The sequence below is a fragment of the Mesorhizobium sp. Root102 genome, assembly GCF_001425625.1.
Taxonomy (GTDB): domain Bacteria; phylum Pseudomonadota; class Alphaproteobacteria; order Rhizobiales; family Rhizobiaceae; genus Mesorhizobium.
In genome coordinates, this window is record NZ_LMCP01000016.1 from 42,552 (window position 1) to 67,915 (window position 25,364).

A 25,364-nucleotide genomic window follows, 5' to 3' on the forward strand; every position below is an offset into this window, starting at 1 on the left:
TTAGTGCTGAGCAGACTGGCCATAGATCGGTTGGAAAACTTTCCGGCGCCATTCGGGTCAAAAAAACTACAAATGACTTGGATCATCTGGGGCGGTGAGCCGAAATCACACGTCCACGAAAGGGTGTAGCCTGTCGACCCACCATTAGCCGGAATCTCTCAGCAGGCTTGCACGCCAACAAGCACGCACGTCTGCCCAAAGCATTCCCTATTGCCAATGGTCAGGCCACGGGGCGTCTCATTCCCCGTAACAAACTCTACATCTCATCTTGACAGTTTAGTGGCCAACGGTACTACTCCGGCTCGGGAACCTAACGTTTGTTAGTAGCCGCAAAAGCGGCAAGGGGAGGAAATGCGCATGTTGACTGAGTCCGAGTCTGCGAATTGTCTGGCAATTGCCGGCAAAATGAACCGACGCGAATTCATTGGCAGCGCGGCGGCAATCGGCTTAACAGCCGCCATTGCCAATTCCATGGGTTCGAGCGCCGCGAAGGCGCAGACGCCGCAAAAGGGTGGATTCCTGCGTGCCGGCATGCAGGGTGGCGCCACTACGGACAGCCTCGATCCGGCAATCTGGACGAGCCAAGTGCCGTATTGCTTCGGACGCCAATGGGGCGAGCAACTGGTCCAGATTGATGCCGCCGGTGCAGCACAGCCGGCGTTGGCCACCGAGTGGGGCTCATCTAAAGACGCCAAGATTTGGACGTTCAAAATCCGCAAGGGTGTGCAGTTCCACAACGGCAAGGAAATGACGCCGGAGGACGTAGTTGCCACGATCGAGCGTCACTCAGACGCCAAGTCCCAGTCAGGTGCGCTTGGCATCATGGGTGGTATCGCGAGCGTCAAGGCAGACAGCGACACTGTCGTATTCACATTGAAGGAGCCCAATGCCGATCTGCCATTCCTGATGGACGATTACCACCTGATGATCCAGCCCAATGGCGGCAAGGACAATCCAACTGAAGGCATAGGCACCGGGCCTTACCAGATTGCGGTAAACGAGCCCGGTGTCCGGCATGGCGGCGAGAAGTTTGCCAACTATTGGCGCGATGATCGCGGCTTCGCCGATCAGATTGAAATTATTGTCATCAACGACACGACTGCCCGCACCGCTGCCTTGCAAGGCGGACAGGTCGACATAATTAACCGGGTCGAGCCAAAGATCGTCAATTTGCTCAAGCGCGTGCCAGGAGTGACCATCCACAACGTGGCCGGCAGGGGCCACTACGTCTTTATTATGCACTGCAACACGGCGCCGTTCGATAACAACGATCTGCGTTTGGCACTGAAATATGCGCTCGATCGCGAGGAAATGGTCCAGAGAATCTTGATGGGATATGGCTCGGTCGGCAACGACACGCCCATCAACAAGGCCTACCCGCTCTACACTGAACTCGAGCAACGCAAATTCGATCCCGACAAGGCGGCCTTCCACTATAAGAAATCGGGCCACAGCGGCCCGGTGCAGTTGCGCAGTTCGGATGTCGCCTTCCCGAGCGCGGTGGACGCGGCACAACTCTATCAGCAGAGCGCCGCCAAGTGCGGCATCCAGATCGAAGTCAGGCGCGAGCCCGGCGACGGCTACTGGTCCAGCGTCTGGAACAAGCAGCCATTCTGCGCCTCCTACTGGAGCGGCCGACCGACACAGGATCAGATGTTCTCCACCGCCTATTATTCCAAGGCCGACTGGAATGACACGCGCTTCTTCAATGAGAAGTTCGACAAGATGCTGTTTCAGGCTCGCGCCGAGCTCGACCACGACAAGCGCAAGACGATCTATGCCGACATGGGGTCGATCGTGCACGACGAGGGTGGAGTTATTGTCCCGATGTTCAACGACTTCATAGATGCTATCGGTCCAAAGGTCGGCGGCTGGAAACCGAACGGCAACGAAGAACTGATGGGGGGCTACGCGCTGTCGAAGTGCTGGCTTACCGCCTGACCCGGCATTTGCCTGTGAAGGGGTAGCATCAAGCAATCCCGCCGCCTCAGTCCCGCATTTTGACCGCCAAGAGACCGGGCCTTCGCCAATTCGCGTGAAAGCCCGGATCCAACAAGCCGAAGTTTACCACGAACTTGCTCGTCTCCCGCTTCTGACCGTGAAATCGCAGGCATGACAACAACATATCTTCTTACGGTCCGGTGTAGACCGAGCACAGAGATCCTCGCAGCGATCTCTTCATATCTATGTGACTGCGGATGCCGGACCATGGATTCCTCCTGGAACCACAGTGACCAGCCCTCCAAGTGTTTCATCAGAATAGTGTTTCGGTCGGAGGCAGGAGCGACGTTTGAGCGGCTACGAGAAGGATTTGCGACACTGGTTGATCCGTTTCAAATCGAATGGGTTTTGAACAGTCGTACCAGCAGAACAAAGAAGCTCTATTCAGTGCTGACCGCGGCGATTGCCAGCGCCATGCGCATATGAAACCAACCTTCATCGCAACGGTACTACTTCCCGTTGGACGCGCCAACGGATCGAAATGACGGTCAAACTTCCGAGGAATAGCCTGTCAGCCGCATCTCAGATCATTGGAGGAGTGCATGCACATACGACGACGGCGATCTCGTCTCCGATGTTTCTAAGCTTGTACGGTTCACCGCTGAGGACTTGAAATCCGCCCTCCGGCCCGATGCGGCGGGTTAGGCCTCCAGCTTCCACCTCAACGATGCCCTGGATTACCACGGCTGCCGTCTCGCCCTCGTGAATGATCGGCTCTTCTCCAGTTCCGGCCCCTGGGTGGTAGTGTTCGAAAAACATCTGCAGCCGCTTGTCGCGGCGTTCCGCAGCCAACATGCGGATATCCGTTTCACCGCGGGAGACGACCGTGAACTCCTGGGCTTCGGCGAATACCACGTTTGTCTGCGAGGTCGGCAAAGCAAAAAAGTCTGCCAAAGTCACGGGGAAAGCCTGAAGAATGCGATGCAGAGAAACCAGCGACGGCGCATGCGCTTCCTGTTCGATAAGCGATATTGTGGCGTGCGTCACGCCAGATCGCTTGGCCAGCTCGCGTTGGGAAATGCCCGCGGCTTCTCTGAGAACTTTTAGGCGTTCTCCCACAGCCAGATCGGCCGCCTCGTCAGTCTGCTTTGCCCGTCGCCGATCGCGAACTCCGTCCAATAACTGTCTTTGTGCCAAGTCTCATGCTCCACAACGAACCATACCGGAGGGATGCAACGCGAGCAGAAGCGCGTCAAGCTGCGAGAAAAGCCACTTGCCTGTTAAATAAATTATGCCAATATGGATTTAATATTTGACACGCATAGGTCCGGCACGGCCGACAATGGCAGCGCCGGCACGCCTCTAGAGGGGCATTGCCTCTTCCAAAGAGCACCGAAAGAGTACTGACCAAAAACGATAACGGAGGGGAATACGTATGCGATCCGAAACGCTTGAGCCCGAGCTTGAAAGACGCCTGGCCGCTATCGAGGCGCAGGATGGCCTGGCCGCCGATTTTGATTTGATGGCCTGGATTGCACTGCTTGCTTTCGGTGTGGTGCTACCTGCCATCGTGCTGCTGCTGGGAGGCTTGGCATGACAAAGGTCGTTTCGGATGATTTCCTCGTTGAGGCCGACAAGAGCGCTTGGCCACTTTTGCCAGCCGAGCGAAACTGGGGAGGGTGGCGGTTGGGCATTTCTCTCGCCACCGCCGCTGCTGCCACCTGGTGCTACATTATCGGCGAGTATGTCGGTTATTACCTGGGTTTCTGGAAAGGCTTTGCCACACTTTTCGCCGGAAGTATGATCGGCATGCTCATTGTTGCTCTTGCGGCAGTTCCAGTCTGTATCCGTTTCGGTGTCGATTCAATTGCCTCGGCAAAACCCCAATTCGGAACCGCTGGATGGATTATCCCGGCGGTCTTGCAATTCATATCAATTGTCGGCTGGAACTCTCTACTGCTGATATTTTTTGGCAGGTCGACCACACAACTGTTTTACGCTCTTGGCTGGATCAGCGAAGGCTCAGGCGCAGTGTTAGTGCCAATCACCGTTCTGATAGCCGTCTCTCTCACATTCTTTTTTCTGTTGAAAGGTTCGGCTGGCGTCGATCGCGTCGCCAAGGTCCTGGTGGCGCACGTGTTTGTCGGGTTTTGGATGCTCTACGTGCTGTTGACCCACGAGTGGGATAAACTCAATTCAGCCTTGCCGGCTTACGCGAATGCCGACTCTCAATGGAACTACGTAACTGGGATCGAAATTGGCATCGTTTCGCTGTTGTCTTGGTGGCCCTATATCGGCGCCATGGTGCGGATGGCCCCCAATGGGCGCACTGCCGCTCTTCCGATCATGCTGGGCATGGGTATGCCGGTCCCGCTTCTGTGCGCGATCGGAATAGCGGGCATTTTGGTTCTCCAGGTTTCTGATCCCGCCCAGTGGTTGAGAACAATCGGCGGACCGGTTTACGGAGTCGTTGCCTTGGTCTTCGTCGCGGCGGCAAATCTTGGAACCGCGGTCGCCGGCGTCTACGCATCCTCCATAGGGCTTCGCCATATTCCCATCTTGTCTAGATCGCCATGGCCGGTGCTACTTGTCATCTCCCTGGCGCCTGTCGCGGTCGTGGGGCTGACAATACCTGAAATGTTTTTTGCGAACTTCGGAACTTTCCTAGCGTTTATCGGTCTCGGATTTGCTCCTCTTTGTGGCATCCAAATTGTGGATTACTATTTTATCCGACGCGGGCGTGTAACTGTTCGTGGCCTTTTCGAGACTGGTCCCAACGCTGCATATCGATACTGGGGCGGTTTCAATCCGGCTGCGATTATCGCAATGGTGGGCGGCTTCGTAACCTACAACTATATTCTCAATCCAATCACTTACCAAAGTCGCTTTCCTTATGAATATCTGACGGCGTCGCTTCCCACGGCAATCGTAAGCGGCGGCGTGTACTGGCTCCTGACGGTGTTTTTCGTACGCCCAGCGGGAAAGGGAGGATATTGATCTGTTCGTCAAGCTGGCGGGGGCATCGATGTCCCCGCCACAAGATGCTGCCTTATCGAGGGACCACTTGGTCGACTTTCTCAACTATAGTGAGGCGCGAGACAAGCTGCTGGAGCAAATGCGTTCCGAGATTGTTGAATTGCTCGCCTATGCGCAAATGCTGGGCCGACGGTCGGCGGCCAGTAAAGAATCGCGACATTCCATCCGCGGATCAGGAACGGGGTTGCCCAACCACCGCCGATGACACAGCCGCCGACAAAGCTACCTTCATGACCGGCTATCCAGTGTCGAAGCGGGTACAATGAGCCCGTCGACAGCAAGAGCCCCACAGGGAGAGACGACGACCGGATTGACGTCTGCTTCTCTCAATGTGCCGCCCAGTGCCGCGCACATGACTGAGAAATGAGAGAGAGCCTTTGCAGCCGCCATCTTGTCGGCGGGTGCGGCGCCACGCACCCCGGCAAGCAAACGCTTGATGGGCAGCCGATTAATGAGGTCCAGTGCACGGCTTAGGCCGAATGGAGCCAGCGCAAACTGCTGCCCGCCGAAATGTTCAACCAGGATGCCGCCAGCCGATACCATAACCAGTGGCCCGAAGTCTGGGTCCTGGATGCAACCAAAGGCTAGCTCGACACCCTGCGGGGCCATAGCCTGGACGATCACACGCGGTCCCAGAGATGTCGCCAGGCGCTCATAGGCCTGTGCGAGTTCGTGTCCGTCCCGTATGTTGAGCAGAACGCCGCCGACGTCGCTCTTGTGGTCGACACCATTGGCTGCGGTTTTCAGGGCAACCGGGTAGCCTAACCGTTCTGCAGCTGCAGCCAGCCCAGCCGGTTTTTCGTGGACTTCGTTACCTATTACCGGAACGCCAAAGCTGGACAAGAGCGCCAAAGCCTCATATTCGTCCAGGGGTTTTCCGACCGATAGACGCTGTCTCCATGAAGCGACGTTACCGCTGGGAATCTGCATTCCTGGCTCGGCAGCTAGGTTGGGGCGTTCGGACCAGGCTTGAAGCTTCGAGATGGCATTCAGCGTCTCGCTAATACCGTTGACGCAGGGGATTCCACGGTCAATCAATCTCTCTCCGAGTTGGAAGTTGTTCGCGCGGCTGAAGCTTGAATAGAAGAAGCACGGTTTGCCGGTACGCTGTGGCAGATCAAGCGCAAGGTTCAGCAGTCGGTCTTCATAGACGTAGTCGTCTCTAAGGTCTGCCTCAAGTCCGATCATGGACACCTCCTCGGCGCTCGACAGGACCTCGATGGCGTCTTCGAATGGCTTGCTGAAGTTTTCAGTCAGGTCCGCCGCGCAGTCCAAAGGATTCGAAGGCTCAAGTTGTGATGGTAGGATCCCGCGCAGGCTTCGAATGGTCCGATCCGAGAACCGCGCCAGCCTTGCATCTGTTTCGGCCGCAAGGTCCATGGCGAGTTCGCGAAGGCCGCCGGAGTCGGTGATGAGCGCGGCGCCCCCCTCGCCTGGCAATCGGCCCGTCGAACATAACGAGGCGATGTTCATTAGTTCGTCGATGGATTGTACACAGATTGCCCCCGTGTCCTCGAATACGGCCTCGTAGGCGGTCTTTGAACCGGCCAAGGCTCCGGTGTGTGAGCGCGCCATGCGTGCGCCTTCCTCAGATCGACCCACCTTGCACACGACCACCGGGATTCCGCGCTCGCGCGCGCGTCTGAGGCTGGCCCGAAAGCCAGCAGGGTTGCGGGCAGTTTCCATGAAAACTGCGATAACTTTCGTGCTTTCTCGGGTGGCGGCGCAGTCGATGTACTCGTCGATTGTCGCCCCGATCTCTTGGCCCGGTGATACCAGTAGGTCGAACCGATATCGCGGATCGTTCATCGCGAGCGTCGTGAAAACCGACCCGGAATGGGCGATCAGCGTGATCCCACCAGGCTTGAGATGTGCAGCCCCGTAGAAGCTGGCAACACAACCCGACCGTACGTTAATGAGCCCCATACCCGCGCCGCCGCACACGGGGATCCTGTGCTCGTCAGCAATTTCACGAAGCCTGGCCAACAACGATATTCCGCTCGCTGTTTCACCGAAACAGGCGTCGAAGATAACCGCCGACTTGGCGCCTGCATCGATAGCGTCGAGCAGCAACTGTTCAAGATTGCGGCCCCCGACGCCGAGTACCGCCAGGTCAGGCGCTTCATCCAAATCAGCGAAGTGCTTGCGGCAACGCCGGCCCAGGACGGCATCGCGCCTTGGATTAATGAAGTGGATCCGGCCAGCGTAGGCGGTGCTAGTGACGGCTTGCGCAAGTCGACGGCCAAAGGATCCGTCGCGTTCAGAGACGCCAGCCACAGCGATGGAACAGGCATCGACCATAGGCAGTAGTCGATGACGCACGCTAAACGGGACGTCCGGGAGACCGATAGCAACCACGCTCAGTGCCCTGTGAACCGCGCTTGACGCTTTTCCGCGAACGCTATTGCCCCTTCGTCGAAATCCTTTGACGCCAACATGCGTTCGTAATGGTGCAGACCACTCTTACCTATCCATGCCTGCTTACTGATTTCGTGAGCGGCTTCGGCGGAGAGATGAGCTGTCGCGCGCATGAACTGCTTCAAAGCGCGAACCACCAATGGCGCCGCTGCCGCAATGTCTCGGGCGATTTCCAGCGCGTGATCGAGGATGCGGTCAGGCGGGACGACGTCCCGAACAAACCCCCAGTGCTTGGCTTCCAGAGCTGACATGCGGCGGCCAGTCAGCATAAGGTCGACAGCGACGTTGTAGGGCACCAGCCGATGTAGACGTTGCACGGCACCACCGTCGGGCAGAAAGCCGCGTTGCATTTCCGGCAGCGAGAAGTAAGCCCCTTCGGAGGCGACAATGATGTCGGCAGCCATCGCCAATTCGAAGCCGCCCCCGACCGCCGCGCCGTTGACCGCTGCGATCACGGGTTTGGTCCGCTCGAAGAATTCCGGCAAGCCGCCAATTCCGCCGGGACCAAGGTCGAAGCCTTTTTCGGCGTCGCGGCCGTCGCCCCGGGCAACCGCTTTCAGATCCCATCCGGCCGAAAAGATGCGTTTGCGATTCTCACCGCCGATGAGGACGGCAACGCGGATGTCGTCTTCGTCTTCGAGAAGCCTGAAGGCCCTGAAAAGTTCGTAGGAAAATTCCGTGTCAATCGCATTCGCGGGCGGCTTGTTCATGGTGACGAGCATGATCCCGGATTGGATCTCGATAGTGAGATGGCTAGACATGATTGTCTGGGACGTCCTTGACGCTGATATTAAGACTCTTCATGTGAATGAAGGCCGCCGCAAGCGGTAGATCCTTAGACTAGGCCCGATGGGGGGAGACGGATATGTGCATCCCCTTCATGGAACTATGAGAGCAGCTCATGAAGTACTGGCGGCATATCCCTCCGTTGCGCGTAATGCTCGCCGTGGAAGCAACCGCCCGCTTGGGGAGCCTTTCGAAAGCGGCAGTCGAGCTTAATGTGACACAGTCGGCAGTTAGCCACCTTATCGCACAAGCTGAAGAGTTTCTGGCAGTCAGGCTTTTCGACAGGCAAAGCAGGCCCGTGCGGGTCACGCCTGAAGGTAGACGCTACGTAAGCGCACTTGTGTCGGGGCTCGATATTATTCGCCTCGAAGGCGAGGCGCTTCAAAGAGGACGCAATGCAAACACCCTTACCGTTTCATGCAACCTCGCTTATGCGAATTTTTGGCTGCTACCCCGCCTGAAGGAGTTCCACGAGATTCATCCTGAAATTACGGTGAACATGGTGACGGCCTACCAAGGCTTTCCTGAGCTCTCCGAGAGAATTGACATCTCTGTCCGCTTCGGCAAGGGCAACTGGCCGGACTGCGATGCGGAATTGCTCTTATCAGAGTTGATCACACCCGTCGCAAGCCCCGCCTATCTGGCGCGCGTCGCCACAATAACCAGCCCGCATGATCTTACCGCCGGGCATCTATTGCTCCACGCAAGGGCCGACGACAAGACGTGGTTCGACTGGGAGCAGTGGTTTGCCCATTATGGCATACGAGCAAACCCCTTGCCTGGACCGCACTTCGACAATCATCTGACGATGATGCAGGCGGCCTTAGCCGGAGAAGGCATCGCACTCGGATGGATCGGCACCGCGACCGAGTTTGTGTGCGCTGGCCAGTTGATCGAGTTGTTTGATGACAAGATTCAGGCTGATGGCGGCATCTATTTGGTCTGGCGGAAAAACGCGCCATTTTCCGCCGTGACCGAAACCTTTGCCAACTGGCTGCTCGCTGCAAAGGAAAGCGAGAGTACCTAGTAATGCTCATCCGGCGACAAGGCCGCCATCGACCAGAGGCCGGATTAAAGCCGGCGAAAAACTAGCTGCGTACTTTCGTGTTTTGCGGGTCATACCACGGCCCAAATTGGAGTTCGATTGGATAGCGCTCCATGGCAATCTCAACCTCCCATTTGCCATCGGCGAGCCAGTCCTTCGTCACGCCTTCGCCGTTGTACACATAGCCAAGGCCGAGCGATGCACCAACACGATGACCGTAGGCTCCAGACGTCACCGATCCAACAATTGCACCGTCACGCACGAGCGGCTCGTTATGGTACACCATCGGCATGTCAGTTCCGCCCGCGAGCTTCAATTGCACCAAGCGGCGCTTGATCGCGCCCTCTGCGCGTTGCTTCACCAACGCGTCGCGACCGAAGAACCCCCCAGACTTATCCAAGGCCACTGCAAACCCTAGACCACCGTTGTAGGGTGTGTCCTCCTCGCCGATATCATGCCCCCAATGTCGGTAACCTTTTTCCATGCGCAAGGAATTCAAGGCGAAGAAACCGCCATTCTTAAGACCGAGGTCCTGTCCCGCCTCAACGACCACGTCGTATACATGGGCAGCAAACTCGCTTTCCGGGTAGATTTCGTAGCCTAGTTCGCCAACGAACGTCAGCCGACTTGCACGAACACGAGCATAGCCAAGGTCGATCTCTCGACTTGTACCGAAGGGAAAGCCTTCGTTGCTGAAATCATCAGGTGACACGCGCGACATGAGCTCGCGTGCCTTCGGGCCCATGAGGGCGATCATGGGGAGGCCGGAGGTAATGTCCGAAATAAATACACGCGCACCATCTGGCACATGTCGCTTGAACCAAGCGAGGTCCCGTCGCTGAGATGCTGCAACTGTCACAAGAAGGAAGGCGTCTTCCGCAAGCCGCGTGACCGTCACGTCTGCCTCGATGCCGCCGATCTCATTCAGCCACTGCGTATAAACCACGCGGCCGATCTCCACGTTGCATTCCCCAGCGCAGATCCAGTTCATTGTCTTGAGCGCGTCCGGACCTTCGACCCTGTACTTCACAAAACAGCTGTGGTCGAATAAGGTGACGTTGTCTGCCGTATTGCGGCATTCTGCACTGACGTTGGCGAACCAGCTTGGGCGATAATAGGAATATTCGATGTTCGCAACTTCCTCAGCAGTGCCGTAGAATCCAGGCCGCTCCCAGCCTGCCAATTCGGTCATGAACGCCCCGGCGGTGACCAGCCGGTCATGGAAGGGCGAGCGCCTTACGCCGCGTGCGGAGACGAACTGCCGGCTCGGCCAATGCATGTCAAAATTGAGGCCCAGGGTCTCCACAGTGCGATGCTCGAGATACTTGCGGTTTCGCTGGAAGCTCTGTGTGCGACGTACATCAACATCAATCAGTTCGACCGGCGGCCGACCATCCCGGATCCAGGCAGCAAGCGACTTGCCCACCCCGCCCGACGACAGGATTCCGAGCGAATTGAAGCCGGTGGCGCAGAATAGGCCAGAGACTTCGGCCGTCTCGCCGAGCAGATAACGGCCGTCCGCGGTGAAGCTTTCGGGCCCGTTGAAAAACAGCTGCATGCCGGTTTGCGCCAGCAACGGCACCCGATTGGCCGCGGCCTCCAAATGCGGCGCGATATGGTCGATGTCATCTGGAAGGGCATCGAAGCAGAAGTCCCTGGAGATGCCGTTTTGACCCCACGGTTTTGCAACCGGCTCAAAAAACCCGACGAGGAGCTTTCCGGCATCTTCCTTGTAGTAGGTCCACTCGTCGCCGAGGAACATAACTGGAAGATCGCGTGGCAGATCGGGAATTGCCTCGGTGACCACGTAAAAATGTTCAGCCGCGTGAAGCGGCACAGTTACCCCGATCTCGGCGGCCAGATCGCGCGACCACATTCCGCCGCAGATCACCACGGTGCGCGCATCGATCCTGCCCTGCTCCGTCATCACCCCGACAGCACGGCCATTCTCAACCAGGATGCGCGTGACCGGCAGGTTCTCGATGATACGCACGCCTCCGCTGCGTGCGCCTTTCGCGTAAGCCATCGTCACATCGGCTGGGTTGACCTGGCCATCGTGCGGGAACCAGAAACCGCCGACGATCCCTTCGATGTTGACGGGAGCCCAACGTTCCTTGATTTCGCCTGTTGTCACCGCCTCGACGGGCAAGCCGAAGTTGCGGCCCATGGAAGCGCCCCGGGCAAGTTCTTCATAGCGTGCGGGGGTCGTGGCAATGCGCAGAGAGCCGTTTCGCTTGAAGCCGGTCGCCTGACCGGTCTCTTCCTCAAGATGAGCGAACAGTTCGCCGGTGTACTTCGCCAGCTCGGTCATGCGTTGCGTGGCGCGCAGCTGAGTGACCAAGCCTGCAGCGTGCCAAGTGGTCCCGCACGTCAATTGACGGCGCTCGCAAAGCACCACATCCGTGATGCCGATTTTTGTGAGGTGGTAGGCGATCGAGCACCCCGCGACCCCACCGCCAACGATCACGACGTCAGCCTTGGAAGGAATATTCATGACTCATGCCTTTGATTTGTCGTTCGGCCCGCCGGTCCGGCAGGCAGCACGATGCGAGTGTCAGATGATCGAGCCGCCATTCACACCGATGATCTGGCCGGTGACATAGCTTGCGTCGTCGGAGAGAAGGAATGCGATCACGGAAGCGATTTCCGATGGGTCCCCCTCGCGGCGCATTGGAATGTTCTGCAGCCAGCCTTTGCGGACATCAGCCGGAACCGCTTCGACCATCGCCGTCGTCACTGTTCCTGGCGCGACCGCGTTCACCCGTACGCGATGGCGCGCATGCTCGAAGGCGACGGTACGGGTCAGACCCACAAGTCCAGACTTGGCGGCCGAGTAGTTGGACTGTCCGAACGCCCCCCACCGCGCTTCCGACGAAAGATTCACAATCGAGCCGCCCTTGGCGGTCATGTGTGGAACCGCAATTTGGCAGCCCAGCCAAGGCCCTCGCAGATTGACATCGATCACGTCATTCCAGTCCGCATCCTTCATCTTCAAAAGCGAGCTGTCGCGCGTCATGCCCGCGTTGTTGACGAGCCCGTCTATGCCACCGAACGCGTCGACGACACGCGCGACGCATTCGCTCCAGCTTGCACGGCTTGCGACGTCCAGGGACAACGCCAGGCCCCGGCCGCCCGCGGTGGAGATTGTTTCGGCCACCAGCTCAGCGCCCGCAAAATTGCGGTCCGCCACCGCGACGATCATCCCCTCTTCCGCGAGGCGTTGTGAAGTGGCTCTGCCGATGCCTTGCGCCGCGCCCGTCACGATTACGACTTTGTCTTTCAGGCCACGCATCAAGCCGCTCCACCAATCAGGTATCTGTTGTATCCGGACTGCACGGTCTCGCCTTTTTGATTGGTCACAGTGACTTCAACTTCGACGACACCCTTCGAGGGGTCCTTTGATGTCGGCTTTTTGGAAGCAACGCGGTAGTTCTGCTGGATCCGGTCGCCCGGCAGCACCGGCACAAGCATCTTTCGTTGCGTCTCCAGGAACGCGAGGATCTTCCAGCTGTCCAACTCTCCGCAGCGCAGACCTTCGCCGATGGCGTGAACCAAAAGCCCGTGCGCGATGCGGGTTGGATATGGCGTGTTCGAGCGAACCCATTGCTCGTCCATGTGGAGAGAATTGAAGTCGCCCGTGACCCCGGCGAAGTTGACGATATCGGCTTCGCATACCGTGCGGCCTGCGGATCGGTATTCGGTACCGACCTCGATCCTGTCGAATGTGATTTCCATACTAGACCTTTGTGAAGCAGGGCATGATCAGCCCAGGATGAATTTCGCGGAAAACAACTGTGAGGCTCATGTCGCAGCGGAGTTCCTCCTCTGGAACATCCACGATCCAGGACGTCATGCGTGGCCCTTCCGCCAATTCGACGACGGCCAGCGTGAAGGGTACGAAGCTGACGAACTGTGGATGAACGGAGCGCTTCACGATCGTATAGGAATGCAGCGTCGCCGCGCCCGACGCCTCAACCCATTCGGGCTCCCGGTCGGGTGCACCAACGACGTGGGCGCGTGGATAATACTGAAAGCGTCCACTGGCCGGATCGCGTTGCAGGAGGAGTGTGCCGTTCCTGGCGGCTTCGAACCAGACTGTGGACACAGCGTCCTGGACGGGAAGGATCGAATCCATTTCGGTCATGCTGCGTTCCCCAAAATCAGCGTGGCGGTGGCGGAGAGCCAGCCACCGGTTCCGTTGACGAGGCAAAGTTCGGGCGAACGAAGTTGCAGTCCGGGGCTTTCACCTCGCAGCTGGCGGACTGCTTCAATCACGGCATACATGCCGCGCCGGCCGGAATGGTTGGAAGAAAGACCGCCGCCGTCCGTATTGATCGGTAGCCGACCCTCGGGGCCGAGCTGGCCACTGGCGATAAAATCGCCAATCTCCCCGCGTTTGACAAATCCGAGGGCCTCCAGCGTCAATGCCACCGTGATCGTGAAGGAATCGTAGATCTGGGCGACGCGAATATCCTGCGGTCCCAGTCCAGCGCTGGCAAAGGCGCGGCGACCGGAGTATTCGGCGGCTGTGGTTGTGAGGTCAGCCATCTGGTTTATCTGCCCGTGGCTAATTGCTTCGCCAAAACCGAGCACCGCAGGGCCACCGCGTCGTGTATCCCGCGCTTGTTCGCGCGATGTCACGATGATCGCACCGCCGGAATCGGTGACCACGCAGCAATCGAGCTTGTGCAAGGGTGTGGAAATCATGGGCGACGACAAAACATCGTCGACGGTGATCAAGTCGCGATACATGGCCTGCGGATTGCGGCTGGCGTATGCTCGCATCTGCACCGCAATTTGCGCCAGTTGCTCTGGCTTCAATCCGAACTGGTGCATATAGCGCGTCGCGGCAAGCGCATAGGCCGAGATCGTCGAAACGCCGTACGGAACCTCATATTGGCCTGGACCCGTTGGGCCTGTGTTGAAGTCGCTTGCCGGCAGGCGCCAAGATCGTCCTGAGGCAGCGTAGCTGATGACGGCCACCTTGCAGAGGCCGGCCCGGATGGCAGCAACGGCGTTGCCGACGTGGCTCAACGTCATTGCTCCTCCGATGTCCGTGCTGCACAGCCACGAGGGGCGCAGGCCGACATATTCCGCGACCTCGACGGCGGATAGCTGCCAGCCGGCTTCGGCTGGAAACGAAGCGGCTGTAGCAAAGCCGTCGACATCGGCGATGGTCAGGCCTGCATCCGCCAGCGCCCCTGCGATGACCTCTGCGTGGATCTGGAACGGATGGATGTTGGGTGCTTTTCGCCGTGGCGACTCATACGCGCCGACAATGCAGGCAGAACCTCGGGGAAAGCTGTCGTATGAACTCATTCGCGTTCCTCTTCTTTTCAGCCGGCTTTTCTGGCGGACCGAACGCCGTAAATCAGCGCGCCTACAAGAACCGGGGCGGTAATAATCGTCGCGACGGCCGATACAGCCGGCGTGATGCCGCTGCGCAGGAGCGAATAGATGGTGACCGGCAAAGTCTTGTCGAAACTGGTCTGGAACATCGCGATGACCGCTTCGTCCCAAGAGGTCACGAAGGAGATGATCAATGAGCCGATGACGGACGGAATGATGCTTGGCACGACAATCGACCAGAAAGCCTTGATGTTGCCAGCACCCATGGTCCACGACGCCTCCTCCATGGATACGTCGACAAAGGACAAGGCGTTAGCCAGCACCAAAAACGTAAGCGGAATGCACAGCACAGCATGTGCGAGAACGAGTCCTGCGTCTGTGCCAATCAGTCCAAGCCGGCCCTGAACGTCGAAAATGCCGATCGCAAGGAGGATCACCGGCACGATCAGCGGCGCGATGGCGACGACCTGGATCACGCCTTGCCAGAAACTGGAACGCAAGCGCGACCCGGCGCGCGCCAGTGCCAAGCCGCACAATGTCGATACCACAGCGGTAGCGATGCCAACGCGCACGCTTTTCAAGAATGCTTCGATCCAAGTGTCGGACGTCACGACCTCGGCGAACCACTTCCAGGTAAACCCGACAGGCGGAAAGCGGATCTGAGTGGTTTCGGTAAAGGCGGTGGGGATGACAATCAAAAGCGGTAAGATCAGAATGACCATAACCGTGGCGAGGGCCACTGCGCAAAGCGCTGTGGTCGCGGTAAGCCTAAGCGGCTCGTCCGCCGCTGCACCGCGCGTGCCCGACTGCACGGGTGTCAATATTCCTTTGCCGCCGACGCGCAACGCGACCAGGTATCCCAGGGTGGAAACGAGCAGCAGAACCACGCCCATCGCGGCGGCCTTGCCCCACTGATAAATCTGGATCTGCTGTTGGATGAAGATCGGGATCGTTAGGTTGTGCGGCCCGCCAAGAATCGCCGGGGTGAGAAAAAAGCCTAGCGCCAGCACGAACACCAGCACCGTCCCGCTCAGCAAGGTCGGTCGTATCTGGGGGAAATAGACATCCAGGAAGACGCGGCGCTCCTCGGCGCCCATAGTGCGAGCGGCCGTCAGGAGCGACACGTCAATCGATCGCATGGCAGAGACCAGCACCAGTATCAAATACGGGAGCAGATACGCGACCATGCCGGTAACGGTGGCAAAGGTGTTGTAAAGGAGCGGCAGCGGGCCGAGGTCGAAGGCGGCAAGGCTCGCGTTGATGATTCCCTGCTGCCCCAGGATTGTCGTAAACGCAAAGAGCCTGACGATGATGGATACCCAAAACGGCATCAAGACCACGACCATCATAAGGGATGACATCTGACGCGACAGACGCGAAATGATGTAGGCAGTTGGGAACGCCAACACGACGGTGATCGCCGTCGCCACGATCGCGAGCATCAGACTTTCTAATACGACCTGCCGCAGTAGATCGTCCTTCGCGATCGCTACGTAGTTGCCCCAATAGATACTGTCGAAGACGGCCCGCCCACGCTGGTTCAGGCTGCGCAGCAGGATGCTGTAGAGCGGCCAGAACAGCATCAAGCCAAACAGCACAGCTACCGGCGCCATCAAAGCGAGACGTCCGGTGCGGATGGCAAGGCGCCCGCTAACGACTGCAGCTGTGGTCGTCATGAGACGGGACTAGTGGCCGGGCGGCCGTAGAACAACTTGACGAGCCGGGCCAAGTGGCCGCGGGTGTGACGGGGATCGATCATTTCTTCAGCAGAGAAATTCTCAATCGCGCGCCAGACGGAAGCCTGCGCTTCAAAACGCTTGGTGAGCTTCTCCTTCAGCGCGGGTCGGTCCTCTGGGGAAACGGCGTTCAAGTCAGCTCGGAATGCGGCTTCGACTCCGCCCTCGATCGGCATGTCGCCCCAGGCGGCACTTGGCCAGCTCAAGCGTAGGCTCATCGGGTTGGCACTGCCGGTGGCCACACCGCCGAGTCCATAGGAGCGACGCACCTGCACGGTGTATACGGGGACCTCAGCCTTCTGGATCGCGCGCAGCGCCATTGCACCAAACCTGAGGACGCCTGCTTCTTCCGCCTTCGGCCCAACCAGAAAGCCCGGCACATCCGCGAGGTAGGCAATCGGAATGTGGAAACGGTCGCATAACTCAACAAATTTCATTTGCTTGAGCGACGAGGACACATCAAGCGAGCCGGCGAGGAACCGATTGTCCGACGCAATCAAACCAACCACATGCCCCTCGATACGCCCGAGACCGGTGCGCACTGACCGGCCATAATCCGGCGCTATCTCGAAGACGCTGTCGGTGTCTGCAACGCAGCGCATCAATGCCTGCGCGTCATAAATACGCCGGGCACTGGGGGCGACGATCGCCAGGATCTCCTCTTGGTCATTAGCCGACCAGGTGGGCTGGACAGTAGGACGCTCACTCACGTTGTTTGGGAGATAGGAAAAAACCCGCCGCAACATGGCCAAGGCATCGTCTTCGTTCGCGGCCTGATTGTCGATGATGCCGGAGGTACGCACATGCACGTCAACGCCGCCCAGGGCGAACTTATCAATTTCAAGACCCAGCGCCTGCTTGACGACTGGCGGCCCGCCCGCAAACAAGCAGCCGTTATCCTTGGTCATCACCGAAAAATGCGACATGTGGGCACGCGCGGCCGAACTGCCCGCGGTGGGTCCGAGGACGGCGGTGAGAACCGGCACATGCTCCATGATATCGAACATAGGAAAGGTCGGTTTAGCCGCCTGCAGTTCGGGGTAACCGATCGCTTCCTGTAGGATTACGGAACCGCCCACGCCGTTGATCAGCAACACCAGGGGAATACGATAGCCGAGCGCGAATTCTTCTATGAAACCCGTCCAACCGCCCTTGTACCGCGGCAGGTGGACGCCAGTCCCTCCCCCCTCGACGCTGAAGTCCTCGGCACCAATGGCGGCCGGACGTCCGTCGATTTCACAGAGCCCGCAGACGTAGGTCGACGCCAGCAATGACCCGTCTTTCGTCGGAGTGGTCACAAAAGTCCCGATCTCCAGGAAGCTTCCGTCGTCGGCCAGCTTCAGGATGCGTTCACGCGCGGTCGATCGGCCGTTCTTGTGCTCGCGCGCTACACGGTCAGGGCCACCTGAGGCCATGGCGACGACCCTGCGACGCTCCAGTTCTTCGAGTAGCGGCGCCCAATCAGGATGGGGAAGGCTGGCCATGATCATGCTCCTACGCTGTCGGAAAGCATCGTCGCACACATGCGCGCGAGTTCGGCCTTATCGATCTTGGTCGCGTTGCGGACCGGAAATGCGTCCATGAAAAACATGTGACGCGGCTTCTTGTATGAGGCGAGCCGCTGCAGCGCGAGACTGAGGATTTCGTCTTTTCCTGCGGCCTCTCCCTTGCGCATCATCACGCAGGCGCACACGGCTTCGCCGAACTCTGGATCGGGCACGCCGACCACCGCGACATCGAGAACTGCGGGATGCTGGCGCAACGCGTTCTCGATTTCGGCCGGGTAAATATTCTGGCCTTTGGAGATGATCAGGTCCTTGGTGCGACCGACAATGTAAATCCAGCCCCCCTCGTCTATGCGAGCAAGATCGCCGATCTTGAGCCAACCATCATGGACCGTTTCAGCGTCGAGCTGAGGGCTTTGCCAATAGTTCGTCATCACCGAGGGGCCTGCCGTCCAGACCTCACCTACCTCGCCGACCGGCACATCAGCCCCTTCTGGATCGAGAAGGCGGATCGACTGTCCCGGCGCGACCCTGCCGACGGAGCCGGGATGCTTTTCGATGTCGTCGCCTTCGATGAGCGTCGCCATGCCGGATTCGGTCGAGCCGTATGAGATGGTCAGGCTGACATGCGGCCAGCGCCGGCGGACTTCAGCCATCAGCGCCGGCGGACAATTCTCGCCCCCGGTGTACCACCACGACATACTATCGAGAGGCACGCGCTGCTCGTTGTCCGCAGCGATTAGATCGCGAAACATCGAAGGAAACATCAGCACATGGCTCACCCGCCACCGATCGATGAACTCGATCAGACGCCCGGCACTCCAACCGCGACTGGGCATGATCGCCACCGTGCCACCTACGAAAAAGGTGGGAATGGAACTCTCGTTCATCGCCGCCGTGTTGAACATCGGCGCGTTGAGCAGCATGACGGATTTGTGGTCGAGGCGGCGGAACTGCGTGACCTGCTGCATGGCGCACCACACGATCGCCTGAGACCGCATGGCGACGCCTTTAGGGCGGCCGGTTGTGCCCGATGTGTAAAGGATCATATGCACATCATTTGGGATGGGCGCCCCAATCGGTGCGGTTGTCGTGGCCAGGCCTTCAAACTCGGCTCCGCCGGCAATAGTCTCCAGCATCACGATGCGAGGTCGTCGGTCGAGGGACGGCAACGCGCCTTCGAGCGAGGCCATCAAATCAGCTTCAGTGAAGACCACGGTCGCTTCGCAGTCGGCAAGGATCGACGCGATCTCGGGAGAGGTCAGCCGGAAGCTGACAGGCACGAAAGTCAACCCTGCATAGGCGCACGCAAAATAAAGCTCAAATGTCTCGCCGCGATTGAACAGCAGCGTCGCCACCCGATCGCCAGTCTGCAGACCCATCTCGCGCAGCGCCCCGGCGAGCCGAAGAGCTCGTTCCCGCAACTGGCCATATGTCCGGGAGCCATTTTCCCATACCAGCGCAATTTTGCCGGGGTGCTGCAATGCCTGGGGGCCGTAATCGCCAAGGATTGACGAGACACAGCCGAGCGCACTCAGATTGGAGCTGACCATAGTGTTGCTTCCATAAGTAAGACGAGTGGCCCTTAGCCAGTCGCGCGAATTTCCGCTGCCGTGGGCGGACCACTGGTGGTGCCAGAAGCCGCAACTGTTGTCAGGCGTCGGATCCAGAAACGCACCGGCGATTGCTCGCGCAATCGGGCCATCACATCCTCGTCGAGAAGAGCATGCAGGCTAAGACCATCTGCCAGTCCAACAAGGTCTGTCGCTATTGCCTTGCGGTCGATGTCGTCTGGAAGATCGCCATGCTCTTGAGCCCGCCGCAAGGCGGTGGCAACTGACTTGCGCCAGCCGACAAGGTAGGTCTCGACCTCCTCGCGCAAACCCTTATCCGTTATCGCTTCCACGAAGAAGAAGAAGAAAATCCGGCTCAGGGCCAGCCGACGGCTATCTAGCGGAACACTGCCCTCGAGGATTTGCTCGAGCGCCTGCAGGCCATCCAGCGTCGTGAGGACGCGTGTATTGTGCTCCGCGAGAATTTCCGCCGCCCGGCGCAAGCCGCCGAGCAACAGGTCTTGGCGTCCATGGAAGTAGTGACCAATGACGCCAGTCGACCAGCCTGAGCGTTCCGCCACGGCACGGATCGTGACCCCCGCCATCCCGGACTCGGCCACGATATCCAGAAGGACATCGCAGATCTGGCGTCGCCGGTCGTTGTGGTTCACAATCCGTGGCATGACGTAGAGGCCTCCCTTGAGATCAGTTCAGGGCAACCCAACGATTGAACCGATCAACTACGTCTGGAAGATTCTTCGCGTAGTAGTCGGCATTCTCCAGGATCGCCTTCTTGGCATTGTCGCCCGCCACGATCCACGCTGCAACATCCTCGCCGTAGTCGGCCGGCGACAAGCCGGCGATGCCCGTTGCGTAGGTGATTTTCTTCACCAGAGCCTTCTGGCCTTCAGTATCGGCAATGAAGTGAGCGATCATTGCCTGTCCCGCGATGGCGTTCGGAGCGCCCTTTGGCACCGCATAGACGGCGGACGAATAGAGCGAGTCCTGCCAGGCGATCGCCAGTGGCGATTTGTCATTCTTCACGGCATTGTAGACGCGACCGCTCCAGGCTACGCCGATCGAGCATTCACCGCTCGACAGGAGACGGATCGCATCGTCGCCATTGCTCCACCAAAGGATGTCTGACTTGATTGAATCGAGTTTGGCGAAAGCCTTGTCGAGATCAAGCGGATAAAGCTTTTCGCGCGAAACGCCGTCGGCGAGAAGTGCGGACTCAAGAACCGCTCCGAATTGCGGGTACTTGAACATGCAGCGCTTTCCAGGAAACTTGGCAAGGTCATACAGGTCGCGCAGGCTTGTCGGCGCACTAGCTCCGGAAAACTTTTCCGTATTGTAGGTCAGCACGATACCGTAGCGCATCACGTCAACGCCGTAATCGTCGTAAGCGTCCTTATCCAGCTTGGAGAAGTCCACAATGGAAGGATCGAGCTTCTCGACGAACCCGGCATCGCGGGCGCGGATGAAATCGCCCTTGGTCGGGAACTCGATCAAGCTCCAGGGGATCTGAGCGCCGGAATCCTCCGCAGCGAAGAACTTTGTCGTATCGGCATTGAAGTCCGATTTGATTGTGACCCCGGTCTCAGCTGCGAAGTTCTTGTTCGTAGTCTCGTCTCGGGCCCGGGTTGTCGCGCCCCCAGATGCGTCATGCCAGACAAGCTCACCTTTGACTTTGTCGCGCAGGTCGTTGGGTAAAACGTCTGCCGCGAGTGCAACCGACAGTGCTCCAACGCTGCAAAGCAGCGCGCATGCAAGTGCCTTAAGTGATGTCATGCCATTCCCCTTCCTTGGTTTTATTACATCTGTGATATTAAAAACACCGCTGAGACGGCTCGTCAAGCCGCCAAGTACGAAAAATCAGCCCGGGTTGCGCGAGTCCGCTTGATTTTGTGGCATGGCAGGCGCTATGATCGCCAGTCGAATGCGCCGAGGCCGAACTTATTTCATACGAACGTGATAAAATGGATTGCTATGCGAGCTTCCCAGACTGTTGACCCCGCTGGATCGCCGACGACCGCGAACAGCATCACGATTGATGAGCTTGAGTTGAAGTTCCCAAACGGCTTCGTCGGCCTAAAGTCCACGAAGTTGCACGTGACGGGCGGCCAGTTCTGCACCCTGCTCGGGCCTTCCGGCTCGGGGAAGACTACACTCCTGCGCGCCCTCGCCGGTTTGATCGCTCCGACCCGGGGACGTATTCTTATTGGCGACACCGACGTCACCGCGTTGCCGGTCCAGGCGCGCAACATCGGGTTTGTGTTTCAGAACTACGCGCTTTTTCCGCACATGAATGTCGCAGAAAACATCGCTTATCCCTTGAAGCTGCACAACTGGAGCGCCGCTGACCGGGAAGCCCGCGTCAAAGAGATCCTCGACCTCATCGAGTTGCCCCGTGCCGGCGAGCATACGGTCGGTCAACTGAGTGGCGGCCAGCAGCAGCGGGTGGCGATTGGGCGCGCATTGGCCTATCGTCCGTCGCTTTTGCTTCTTGACGAGCCCATGGGGGCATTGGACCGCCGCCTGCGGCAGCAACTCGGAGCAGATCTTCGCGAACTGCAGCAGCGAACCGGCATAACCGCGGTCTACGTGACGCATGATCAGGAGGAAGCTTTCATCCTCTCCGACAAGATTGCCGTCATGTCGCAAGGCGAGATTTTGCAATACTCGACGCCGAGCGATCTGTATTCACGGCCGCGATCGCGGTTCGTCGCGAGGTTCCTGGGTGAAGCAAATTTGATCGATGTCCAGTCGATGCAAGACAATACCGCCCTGACCGCCTATGGCCCGGTAAGCCTCTCCAGCCAGACCGCCGAGCGCGGGAAAGCAACCAGCCCAGCGCTTTTGGTGCGACCCGAGGACATTCTTTTTAATCCGGGCCGGACGGCTGACGCAGCGCTCGCGCAGCCTCTAAAAGTCAAAATCTGTCGGACCCTCTTTCTAGGCAGCCGGTGCCTTGTGACAGTCCTGGCGCCCGATGACAGTGAGATCCTGGTCGAGTGCAACAAGTCCGACGTCCCAAAAGCAGGCGACGATGTCTCGATTACGTGGGACCGCGCGGCCACTGTTCTTCTCGACAGCTGACGAACTCAATAGGCCGACACAATGAAGAAAATCCTGATCGCCAATCGTGGAGAAATCGCACTTCGTATCGTGCGCGCCTGCAAGGATGCCGGCTACATTTCAGTTGCCATTGCTTCCGAGGCCGATCGCCAGGCTCTGCATGCCCGAAGCGCTGACGAAGCCCATATCCTGAAAGGCACCGCCCCGCGCGAGACGTATCTGAATCAAAAAGCGATTCTTGCCGTCGCGGCACGTGTCGGGGCTGATGCTGTGCATCCGGGCTATGGATTGCTCTCGGAAAATGAAACATTCGCCGCAGCCGTGCAGGCGGCCGGTCTGACTTGGATCGGGCCTTCACCTGAGGCTATCGCACAGTTGGGTGACAAGGTGGCGGCCCGAGCGATTGCGCGACGCGCCGGAGCGCCTTTGCTTCCTTCTTGGGAGGGCGATGACCTGACCACCGAGAAAGCGCGCGTGTTCGTCGAGGAGCACGGCCTGCCGGTGATCGTCAAGGCGCAGAACGGCGGCGGCGGACGGGGCATGCGGATCGTTCGCCAACACGCTGATCTCGAAGGGCAGATCGCCGCCGCGCGCCGCGAAGCCGAACTCGCTTTCGGGCGCCCCGAATGCTTTATCGAGCGGTACGTCGAGCACGCCCGACACGTCGAAACGCAATGCCTGGCAGATGCTTACGGTCGGGTGATCGTTGTGTCTACGCGAGATTGTACACTGCAACGGCGACATCAGAAACTGGTGGAGGAGGCCCCGGCTCCCTTCCTCAATCCGGAGCAAACCGCGCGGCTGACAGAGGCTTCAGTGGCCGTCCTCTCAGCGGTCAAGTATCAAGGCGCGGCAACCTGCGAGTTTCTGCTGACCGGCGAAGGCGACATTTTCTTCCTCGAGGTAAATACACGAATTCAAGTCGAACATCCGGTGACGGAGGAAGTGACAGGGGTCGACCTCATTCGTGAGATGTTCAGGATCGCCGAGGGCGGCCGCTTGCCGGAGAACTTTCCTGCGGTACGAGGGCACGCAATCGAGTTTCGTATCAATGCCGAAGATCCATGGTCCGATTTTCGCCCGACTCCCGGCCACATTGATCGGATGCATCTTCCGGCCGGTCCAGGCGTTCGCACTGATTTCGGCTATGCCGGTGGCGACACGGTACCGCCCTACTATGACTCGATGATCGGCAAGGTGATTGTTGCCGGCCGTGATCGACCGGAAGCCTTGGCTCGTGCCCGACGGGCGCTAGGCGAGTTGCAGATTGCCGGCCTTAAGACGATAGCCCCCCTCCATCGGGCCATCCTGATATCCCCCGAATTTTCTGCACTTCACGCCGAAGGCTTTGGAATACACACCCGTTGGATAGACGCCGAATTGGACCGACTGGCGGAGACAGCGAAGTCATTTGTTGCGGAAGCCGCGGCGCCTGAAGTTCGACTTACGGACGTCGTTTCGTTCGAACAGGAGACATCTCCTTCCCCGGCAACGGAGCCGCCGCCCTACCGCGTAGGCATCAAGGCACCGCTGTCGGGAGTCATAATGGAGCTGTGTGTGAAAGAAGGAGACGCCATCAGCCTGGGCGACACGGTCGCCATCATGGAGGCTATGAAAATGGAGCAGCCCGTCGTGGCCGAAGTCGCCGGCGTCGTTGCCACGATAAATGTCGCCCAAGGGTCATTCATTGAAATGGACGCCGATATTATGGGGATCAACTGACAGTGCCCGTCGCTACGTTCAGTGCGGAGGCCCCCGACGAGACGCCGCAGGCAAATGCGTTGCTTACCTTGGAAACCACTGTCGATCCGATTTGGATCGACTACAACGGCCATATGACGGAATGGCAGTACTACAAGGTTCTGGCGGACGCGGGTGAGAACCTCCTGAGGGCTCTCGGTTTCACCGAGGACTACCGCCTGCAAGGCTACAGCTTCTTTTCGGTGCACGGAGTGATGCGCAATCTGAAGGAATGCCGCGTTGGAACGCCATTGAGCGTATTCTCAGAAATGATTGGATATGATCCTGTCCGCCTGCACATCTACCAATACGTCATCGATCGCACTCGCGATGTGACAGTGGCGACGGGAGAGCACTTGATGCTGCACGTCGATACCTCACGGCGAAAGAGGACCCCTATCAACTCTTATATGTCCGATTGCCTTGAAGGGGCCCTTCGCAGATGGAAGCCAATCCTACGGCCCAAAGGCTTGGGCACGCAGTTGAGAGGCGCTGATACGTGAACGATTCACGTTGAAGAAAGCGCGTCAGCCGCCTTGGACCGCTCAAAGACAGTGAGGAAAATTGTGTCGATACCTTCACCGTTCATCTCCGACCCCATCCATATCCAAAGCGAGTGGTGTGACGCCGACGGCCGGCTTACCCTTGCCCACTATGGCGTCGTTTTCGACCGTGGCGCGGAGGGCGCCTTCGAATTGATGGGAATGGGTTCAGCCTACACTGAACTCCGCAGACTCTCGTACTATACGGCGGAAGCGCATGTTTGCTTCATTCGCCCCCTGCACACTGGCGACCAAGTGTTGGTCAACCTTCAGATTATCGATTGTGATGACAAGAGAATACGATCGTACCAGGAGATCCACCATGTAGAAGGATGGCTGGCGGCCACGACGGAAATCCTGTCGCTACATGTCGACCTGAATGGACCGAAAGTGGTTCCCTTTCCGCAAGACGTCAAAGAAAAGCTGGACGCCATGACTGCCGTCCACGCAACATTACCGGTTCCGGAACGAGCCGGCAGAAACATCGATCTCGCCTATAGTAATCAACTATAACGACAATCTTACCTTGCACCGCAGGGGATCAGCATCAAAACTGTAGAAGTGGCGCTTGTTCCGCTAACTGCGCGACCCGGAGATCCCAAGCCGCGCGACAGCGCCGCAGGATCGAGCCGAGA

21 protein-coding genes are annotated in these 25,364 nt (G+C 58.6%); 8 read left to right on the forward strand and 13 right to left on the reverse strand.

The window, feature by feature from the left end:
• Positions 1-357: 357 nt before the first annotated feature.
• Positions 358-1,941, forward strand: coding sequence for an ABC transporter substrate-binding protein (locus tag ASD12_RS16310; RefSeq protein ID WP_056587967.1), 1,584 nt, complete (start codon positions 358-360; stop codon positions 1,939-1,941).
• A gap of 582 nt (positions 1,942-2,523) precedes the next feature.
• Here the strand turns inward: ASD12_RS16310 and ASD12_RS16315 are convergent.
• Positions 2,524-3,138, reverse strand: coding sequence for a helix-turn-helix domain-containing protein (locus ASD12_RS16315; protein ID WP_244482865.1), 615 nt, complete (start codon positions 3,136-3,138; stop codon positions 2,524-2,526).
• Positions 3,139-3,376: 238 nt separating this feature from the next.
• Here ASD12_RS16315 and ASD12_RS34155 point away from each other — a divergent pair, with 238 nt between their 5' ends.
• Positions 3,377-3,538, forward strand: a complete 162-nt coding sequence (locus ASD12_RS34155) for a hypothetical protein (RefSeq protein ID WP_156398602.1) — start codon at positions 3,377-3,379, stop codon at positions 3,536-3,538.
• The gene (locus tag ASD12_RS16320; protein ID WP_056587969.1) at positions 3,535-4,938 is read left to right on the forward strand and encodes a cytosine permease; all 1,404 of its coding nucleotides are present in this window, start codon (positions 3,535-3,537) and stop codon (positions 4,936-4,938) included. Before ASD12_RS34155 ends, ASD12_RS16320 begins: the two co-directional genes overlap by 4 nt.
• Positions 4,939-5,205: 267 nt before the next feature.
• Here the strand turns inward: ASD12_RS16320 and ASD12_RS16325 are convergent, their stop codons facing one another.
• Both ASD12_RS16325 and ASD12_RS16330 read right to left on the reverse strand, forming a co-directional pair.
• Complete coding sequence (locus ASD12_RS16325) at positions 5,206-7,278, reverse strand: acetate--CoA ligase family protein (protein ID WP_156398603.1); 2,073 nt, start codon at positions 7,276-7,278, stop codon at positions 5,206-5,208.
• A gap of 59 nt (positions 7,279-7,337) precedes the next feature.
• Positions 7,338-8,156, reverse strand: coding sequence for an enoyl-CoA hydratase-related protein (locus tag ASD12_RS16330; protein ID WP_082525474.1), 819 nt, complete (start codon positions 8,154-8,156; stop codon positions 7,338-7,340).
• 140 nt (positions 8,157-8,296) lie between these two features.
• Here ASD12_RS16330 and ASD12_RS16335 point away from each other — a divergent pair, with 140 nt between their 5' ends.
• Positions 8,297-9,208 (forward strand): LysR substrate-binding domain-containing protein, encoded by a 912-nt coding sequence (locus tag ASD12_RS16335; RefSeq protein ID WP_056587978.1) that lies wholly within the window; start codon positions 8,297-8,299, stop codon positions 9,206-9,208.
• 61 nt (positions 9,209-9,269) lie between these two features.
• On the opposite strand, the gene ASD12_RS16340 is transcribed toward ASD12_RS16335, so the two are convergent.
• The 10 genes from ASD12_RS16340 to ASD12_RS16385 all read right to left on the reverse strand — a co-directional run bounded on the left by ASD12_RS16340 (position 9,270) and on the right by ASD12_RS16385 (position 21,160).
• Positions 9,270-11,720, reverse strand: a complete 2,451-nt coding sequence (locus ASD12_RS16340; protein ID WP_056587981.1) for an FAD-dependent oxidoreductase — start codon at positions 11,718-11,720, stop codon at positions 9,270-9,272.
• A 60-nt stretch (positions 11,721-11,780) separates the two neighbouring features.
• Positions 11,781-12,518: an SDR family NAD(P)-dependent oxidoreductase gene (locus ASD12_RS16345; RefSeq protein ID WP_056587984.1), complete on the reverse strand. Its 738-nt coding sequence runs from the start codon at positions 12,516-12,518 to the stop codon at positions 11,781-11,783.
• The gene (locus ASD12_RS16350) at positions 12,518-12,961 is read right to left on the reverse strand and encodes a MaoC/PaaZ C-terminal domain-containing protein (RefSeq protein ID WP_056587987.1); all 444 of its coding nucleotides are present in this window, start codon (positions 12,959-12,961) and stop codon (positions 12,518-12,520) included. The genes ASD12_RS16345 and ASD12_RS16350 overlap by 1 nt, the downstream gene beginning before the upstream one ends.
• Position 12,962: 1 nt before the next feature.
• On the reverse strand, positions 12,963-13,370 hold the full coding sequence (locus tag ASD12_RS16355) for an OB-fold domain-containing protein (RefSeq protein WP_056587991.1): 408 nt from the start codon (positions 13,368-13,370) through the stop codon (positions 12,963-12,965).
• Complete coding sequence (locus tag ASD12_RS16360; protein WP_244482866.1) at positions 13,367-14,260, reverse strand: hypothetical protein; 894 nt, start codon at positions 14,258-14,260, stop codon at positions 13,367-13,369. Before ASD12_RS16360 ends, ASD12_RS16355 begins: the two co-directional genes overlap by 4 nt.
• 302 nt (positions 14,261-14,562) lie before the next feature.
• Positions 14,563-16,251, reverse strand: coding sequence for an ABC transporter permease subunit (locus ASD12_RS16365; RefSeq protein ID WP_082525475.1), 1,689 nt, complete (start codon positions 16,249-16,251; stop codon positions 14,563-14,565).
• Positions 16,248-17,795: a carboxyl transferase domain-containing protein gene (locus tag ASD12_RS16370; protein ID WP_056588002.1), complete on the reverse strand. Its 1,548-nt coding sequence runs from the start codon at positions 17,793-17,795 to the stop codon at positions 16,248-16,250. The genes ASD12_RS16365 and ASD12_RS16370 overlap by 4 nt, the downstream gene beginning before the upstream one ends.
• 2 nt (positions 17,796-17,797) lie before the next feature.
• Positions 17,798-19,369, reverse strand: a complete 1,572-nt coding sequence (locus tag ASD12_RS16375) for an AMP-binding protein (protein ID WP_056588005.1) — start codon at positions 19,367-19,369, stop codon at positions 17,798-17,800.
• Positions 19,370-19,401: 32 nt separating this feature from the next.
• Positions 19,402-20,052 (reverse strand): TetR/AcrR family transcriptional regulator, encoded by a 651-nt coding sequence (locus ASD12_RS16380; protein WP_056588008.1) that lies wholly within the window; start codon positions 20,050-20,052, stop codon positions 19,402-19,404.
• 22 nt (positions 20,053-20,074) lie between these two features.
• Positions 20,075-21,160, reverse strand: coding sequence for an extracellular solute-binding protein (locus ASD12_RS16385; RefSeq protein ID WP_056588011.1), 1,086 nt, complete (start codon positions 21,158-21,160; stop codon positions 20,075-20,077).
• Positions 21,161-21,358: 198 nt separating this feature from the next.
• Between ASD12_RS16385 and ASD12_RS16390 the strand changes: the two genes are divergently transcribed.
• The 4 genes from ASD12_RS16390 to ASD12_RS16405 all read left to right on the forward strand — a co-directional run bounded on the left by ASD12_RS16390 (position 21,359) and on the right by ASD12_RS16405 (position 25,242).
• Entirely contained in the window at positions 21,359-22,468 is a 1,110-nt protein-coding gene (locus ASD12_RS16390; protein WP_056588012.1) for an ABC transporter ATP-binding protein, read from the forward strand.
• Positions 22,469-22,489: 21 nt separating this feature from the next.
• Positions 22,490-24,169 carry a biotin carboxylase N-terminal domain-containing protein gene (locus ASD12_RS16395; RefSeq protein ID WP_082525477.1) on the forward strand — a complete coding sequence of 560 codons (1,680 nt, stop codon included), beginning with the start codon at positions 22,490-22,492 and terminating at the stop codon, positions 24,167-24,169.
• A 2-nt stretch (positions 24,170-24,171) separates the two neighbouring features.
• Entirely contained in the window at positions 24,172-24,690 is a 519-nt protein-coding gene (locus ASD12_RS16400; protein ID WP_056588015.1) for a thioesterase family protein, read from the forward strand.
• Positions 24,691-24,753: 63 nt separating this feature from the next.
• Positions 24,754-25,242, forward strand: a complete 489-nt coding sequence (locus tag ASD12_RS16405) for a thioesterase family protein (protein WP_056588018.1) — start codon at positions 24,754-24,756, stop codon at positions 25,240-25,242.
• Positions 25,243-25,364: the final 122 nt, after the last annotated feature.

Excerpts from the sequence above, each read along its gene's own strand:
- ASD12_RS16310 (WP_056587967.1), top strand. The coding sequence starts at position 358 with ATGTTGACTGAGTCCGAGTCTGCGAATTGTCTGGCAATTGCCGGCAAA.
- ASD12_RS34155 (WP_156398602.1), top strand. The coding sequence starts at position 3,377 with ATGCGATCCGAAACGCTTGAGCCCGAGCTTGAAAGACGCCTGGCCGCT.
- ASD12_RS16320 (WP_056587969.1), top strand. The coding sequence starts at position 3,535 with ATGACAAAGGTCGTTTCGGATGATTTCCTCGTTGAGGCCGACAAGAGC.
- ASD12_RS16325 (WP_156398603.1), bottom strand. The coding sequence starts at position 7,278 with ATGGTCGATGCCTGTTCCATCGCTGTGGCTGGCGTCTCTGAACGCGAC.
- ASD12_RS16330 (WP_082525474.1), bottom strand. The coding sequence starts at position 8,156 with ATGTCTAGCCATCTCACTATCGAGATCCAATCCGGGATCATGCTCGTC.
- ASD12_RS16335 (WP_056587978.1), top strand. The coding sequence starts at position 8,297 with ATGAAGTACTGGCGGCATATCCCTCCGTTGCGCGTAATGCTCGCCGTG.
- ASD12_RS16340 (WP_056587981.1), bottom strand. The coding sequence starts at position 11,720 with ATGAATATTCCTTCCAAGGCTGACGTCGTGATCGTTGGCGGTGGGGTC.
- ASD12_RS16345 (WP_056587984.1), bottom strand. The coding sequence starts at position 12,518 with ATGCGTGGCCTGAAAGACAAAGTCGTAATCGTGACGGGCGCGGCGCAA.
- ASD12_RS16350 (WP_056587987.1), bottom strand. The coding sequence starts at position 12,961 with ATGGAAATCACATTCGACAGGATCGAGGTCGGTACCGAATACCGATCC.
- ASD12_RS16355 (WP_056587991.1), bottom strand. The coding sequence starts at position 13,370 with ATGACCGAAATGGATTCGATCCTTCCCGTCCAGGACGCTGTGTCCACA.
- ASD12_RS16365 (WP_082525475.1), bottom strand. The coding sequence starts at position 16,251 with ATGACGACCACAGCTGCAGTCGTTAGCGGGCGCCTTGCCATCCGCACC.
- ASD12_RS16370 (WP_056588002.1), bottom strand. The coding sequence starts at position 17,795 with ATGGCCAGCCTTCCCCATCCTGATTGGGCGCCGCTACTCGAAGAACTG.
- ASD12_RS16375 (WP_056588005.1), bottom strand. The coding sequence starts at position 19,369 with ATGGTCAGCTCCAATCTGAGTGCGCTCGGCTGTGTCTCGTCAATCCTT.
- ASD12_RS16380 (WP_056588008.1), bottom strand. The coding sequence starts at position 20,052 with ATGCCACGGATTGTGAACCACAACGACCGGCGACGCCAGATCTGCGAT.
- ASD12_RS16385 (WP_056588011.1), bottom strand. The coding sequence starts at position 21,160 with ATGACATCACTTAAGGCACTTGCATGCGCGCTGCTTTGCAGCGTTGGA.
- ASD12_RS16390 (WP_056588012.1), top strand. The coding sequence starts at position 21,359 with ATGCGAGCTTCCCAGACTGTTGACCCCGCTGGATCGCCGACGACCGCG.
- ASD12_RS16395 (WP_082525477.1), top strand. The coding sequence starts at position 22,490 with ATGAAGAAAATCCTGATCGCCAATCGTGGAGAAATCGCACTTCGTATC.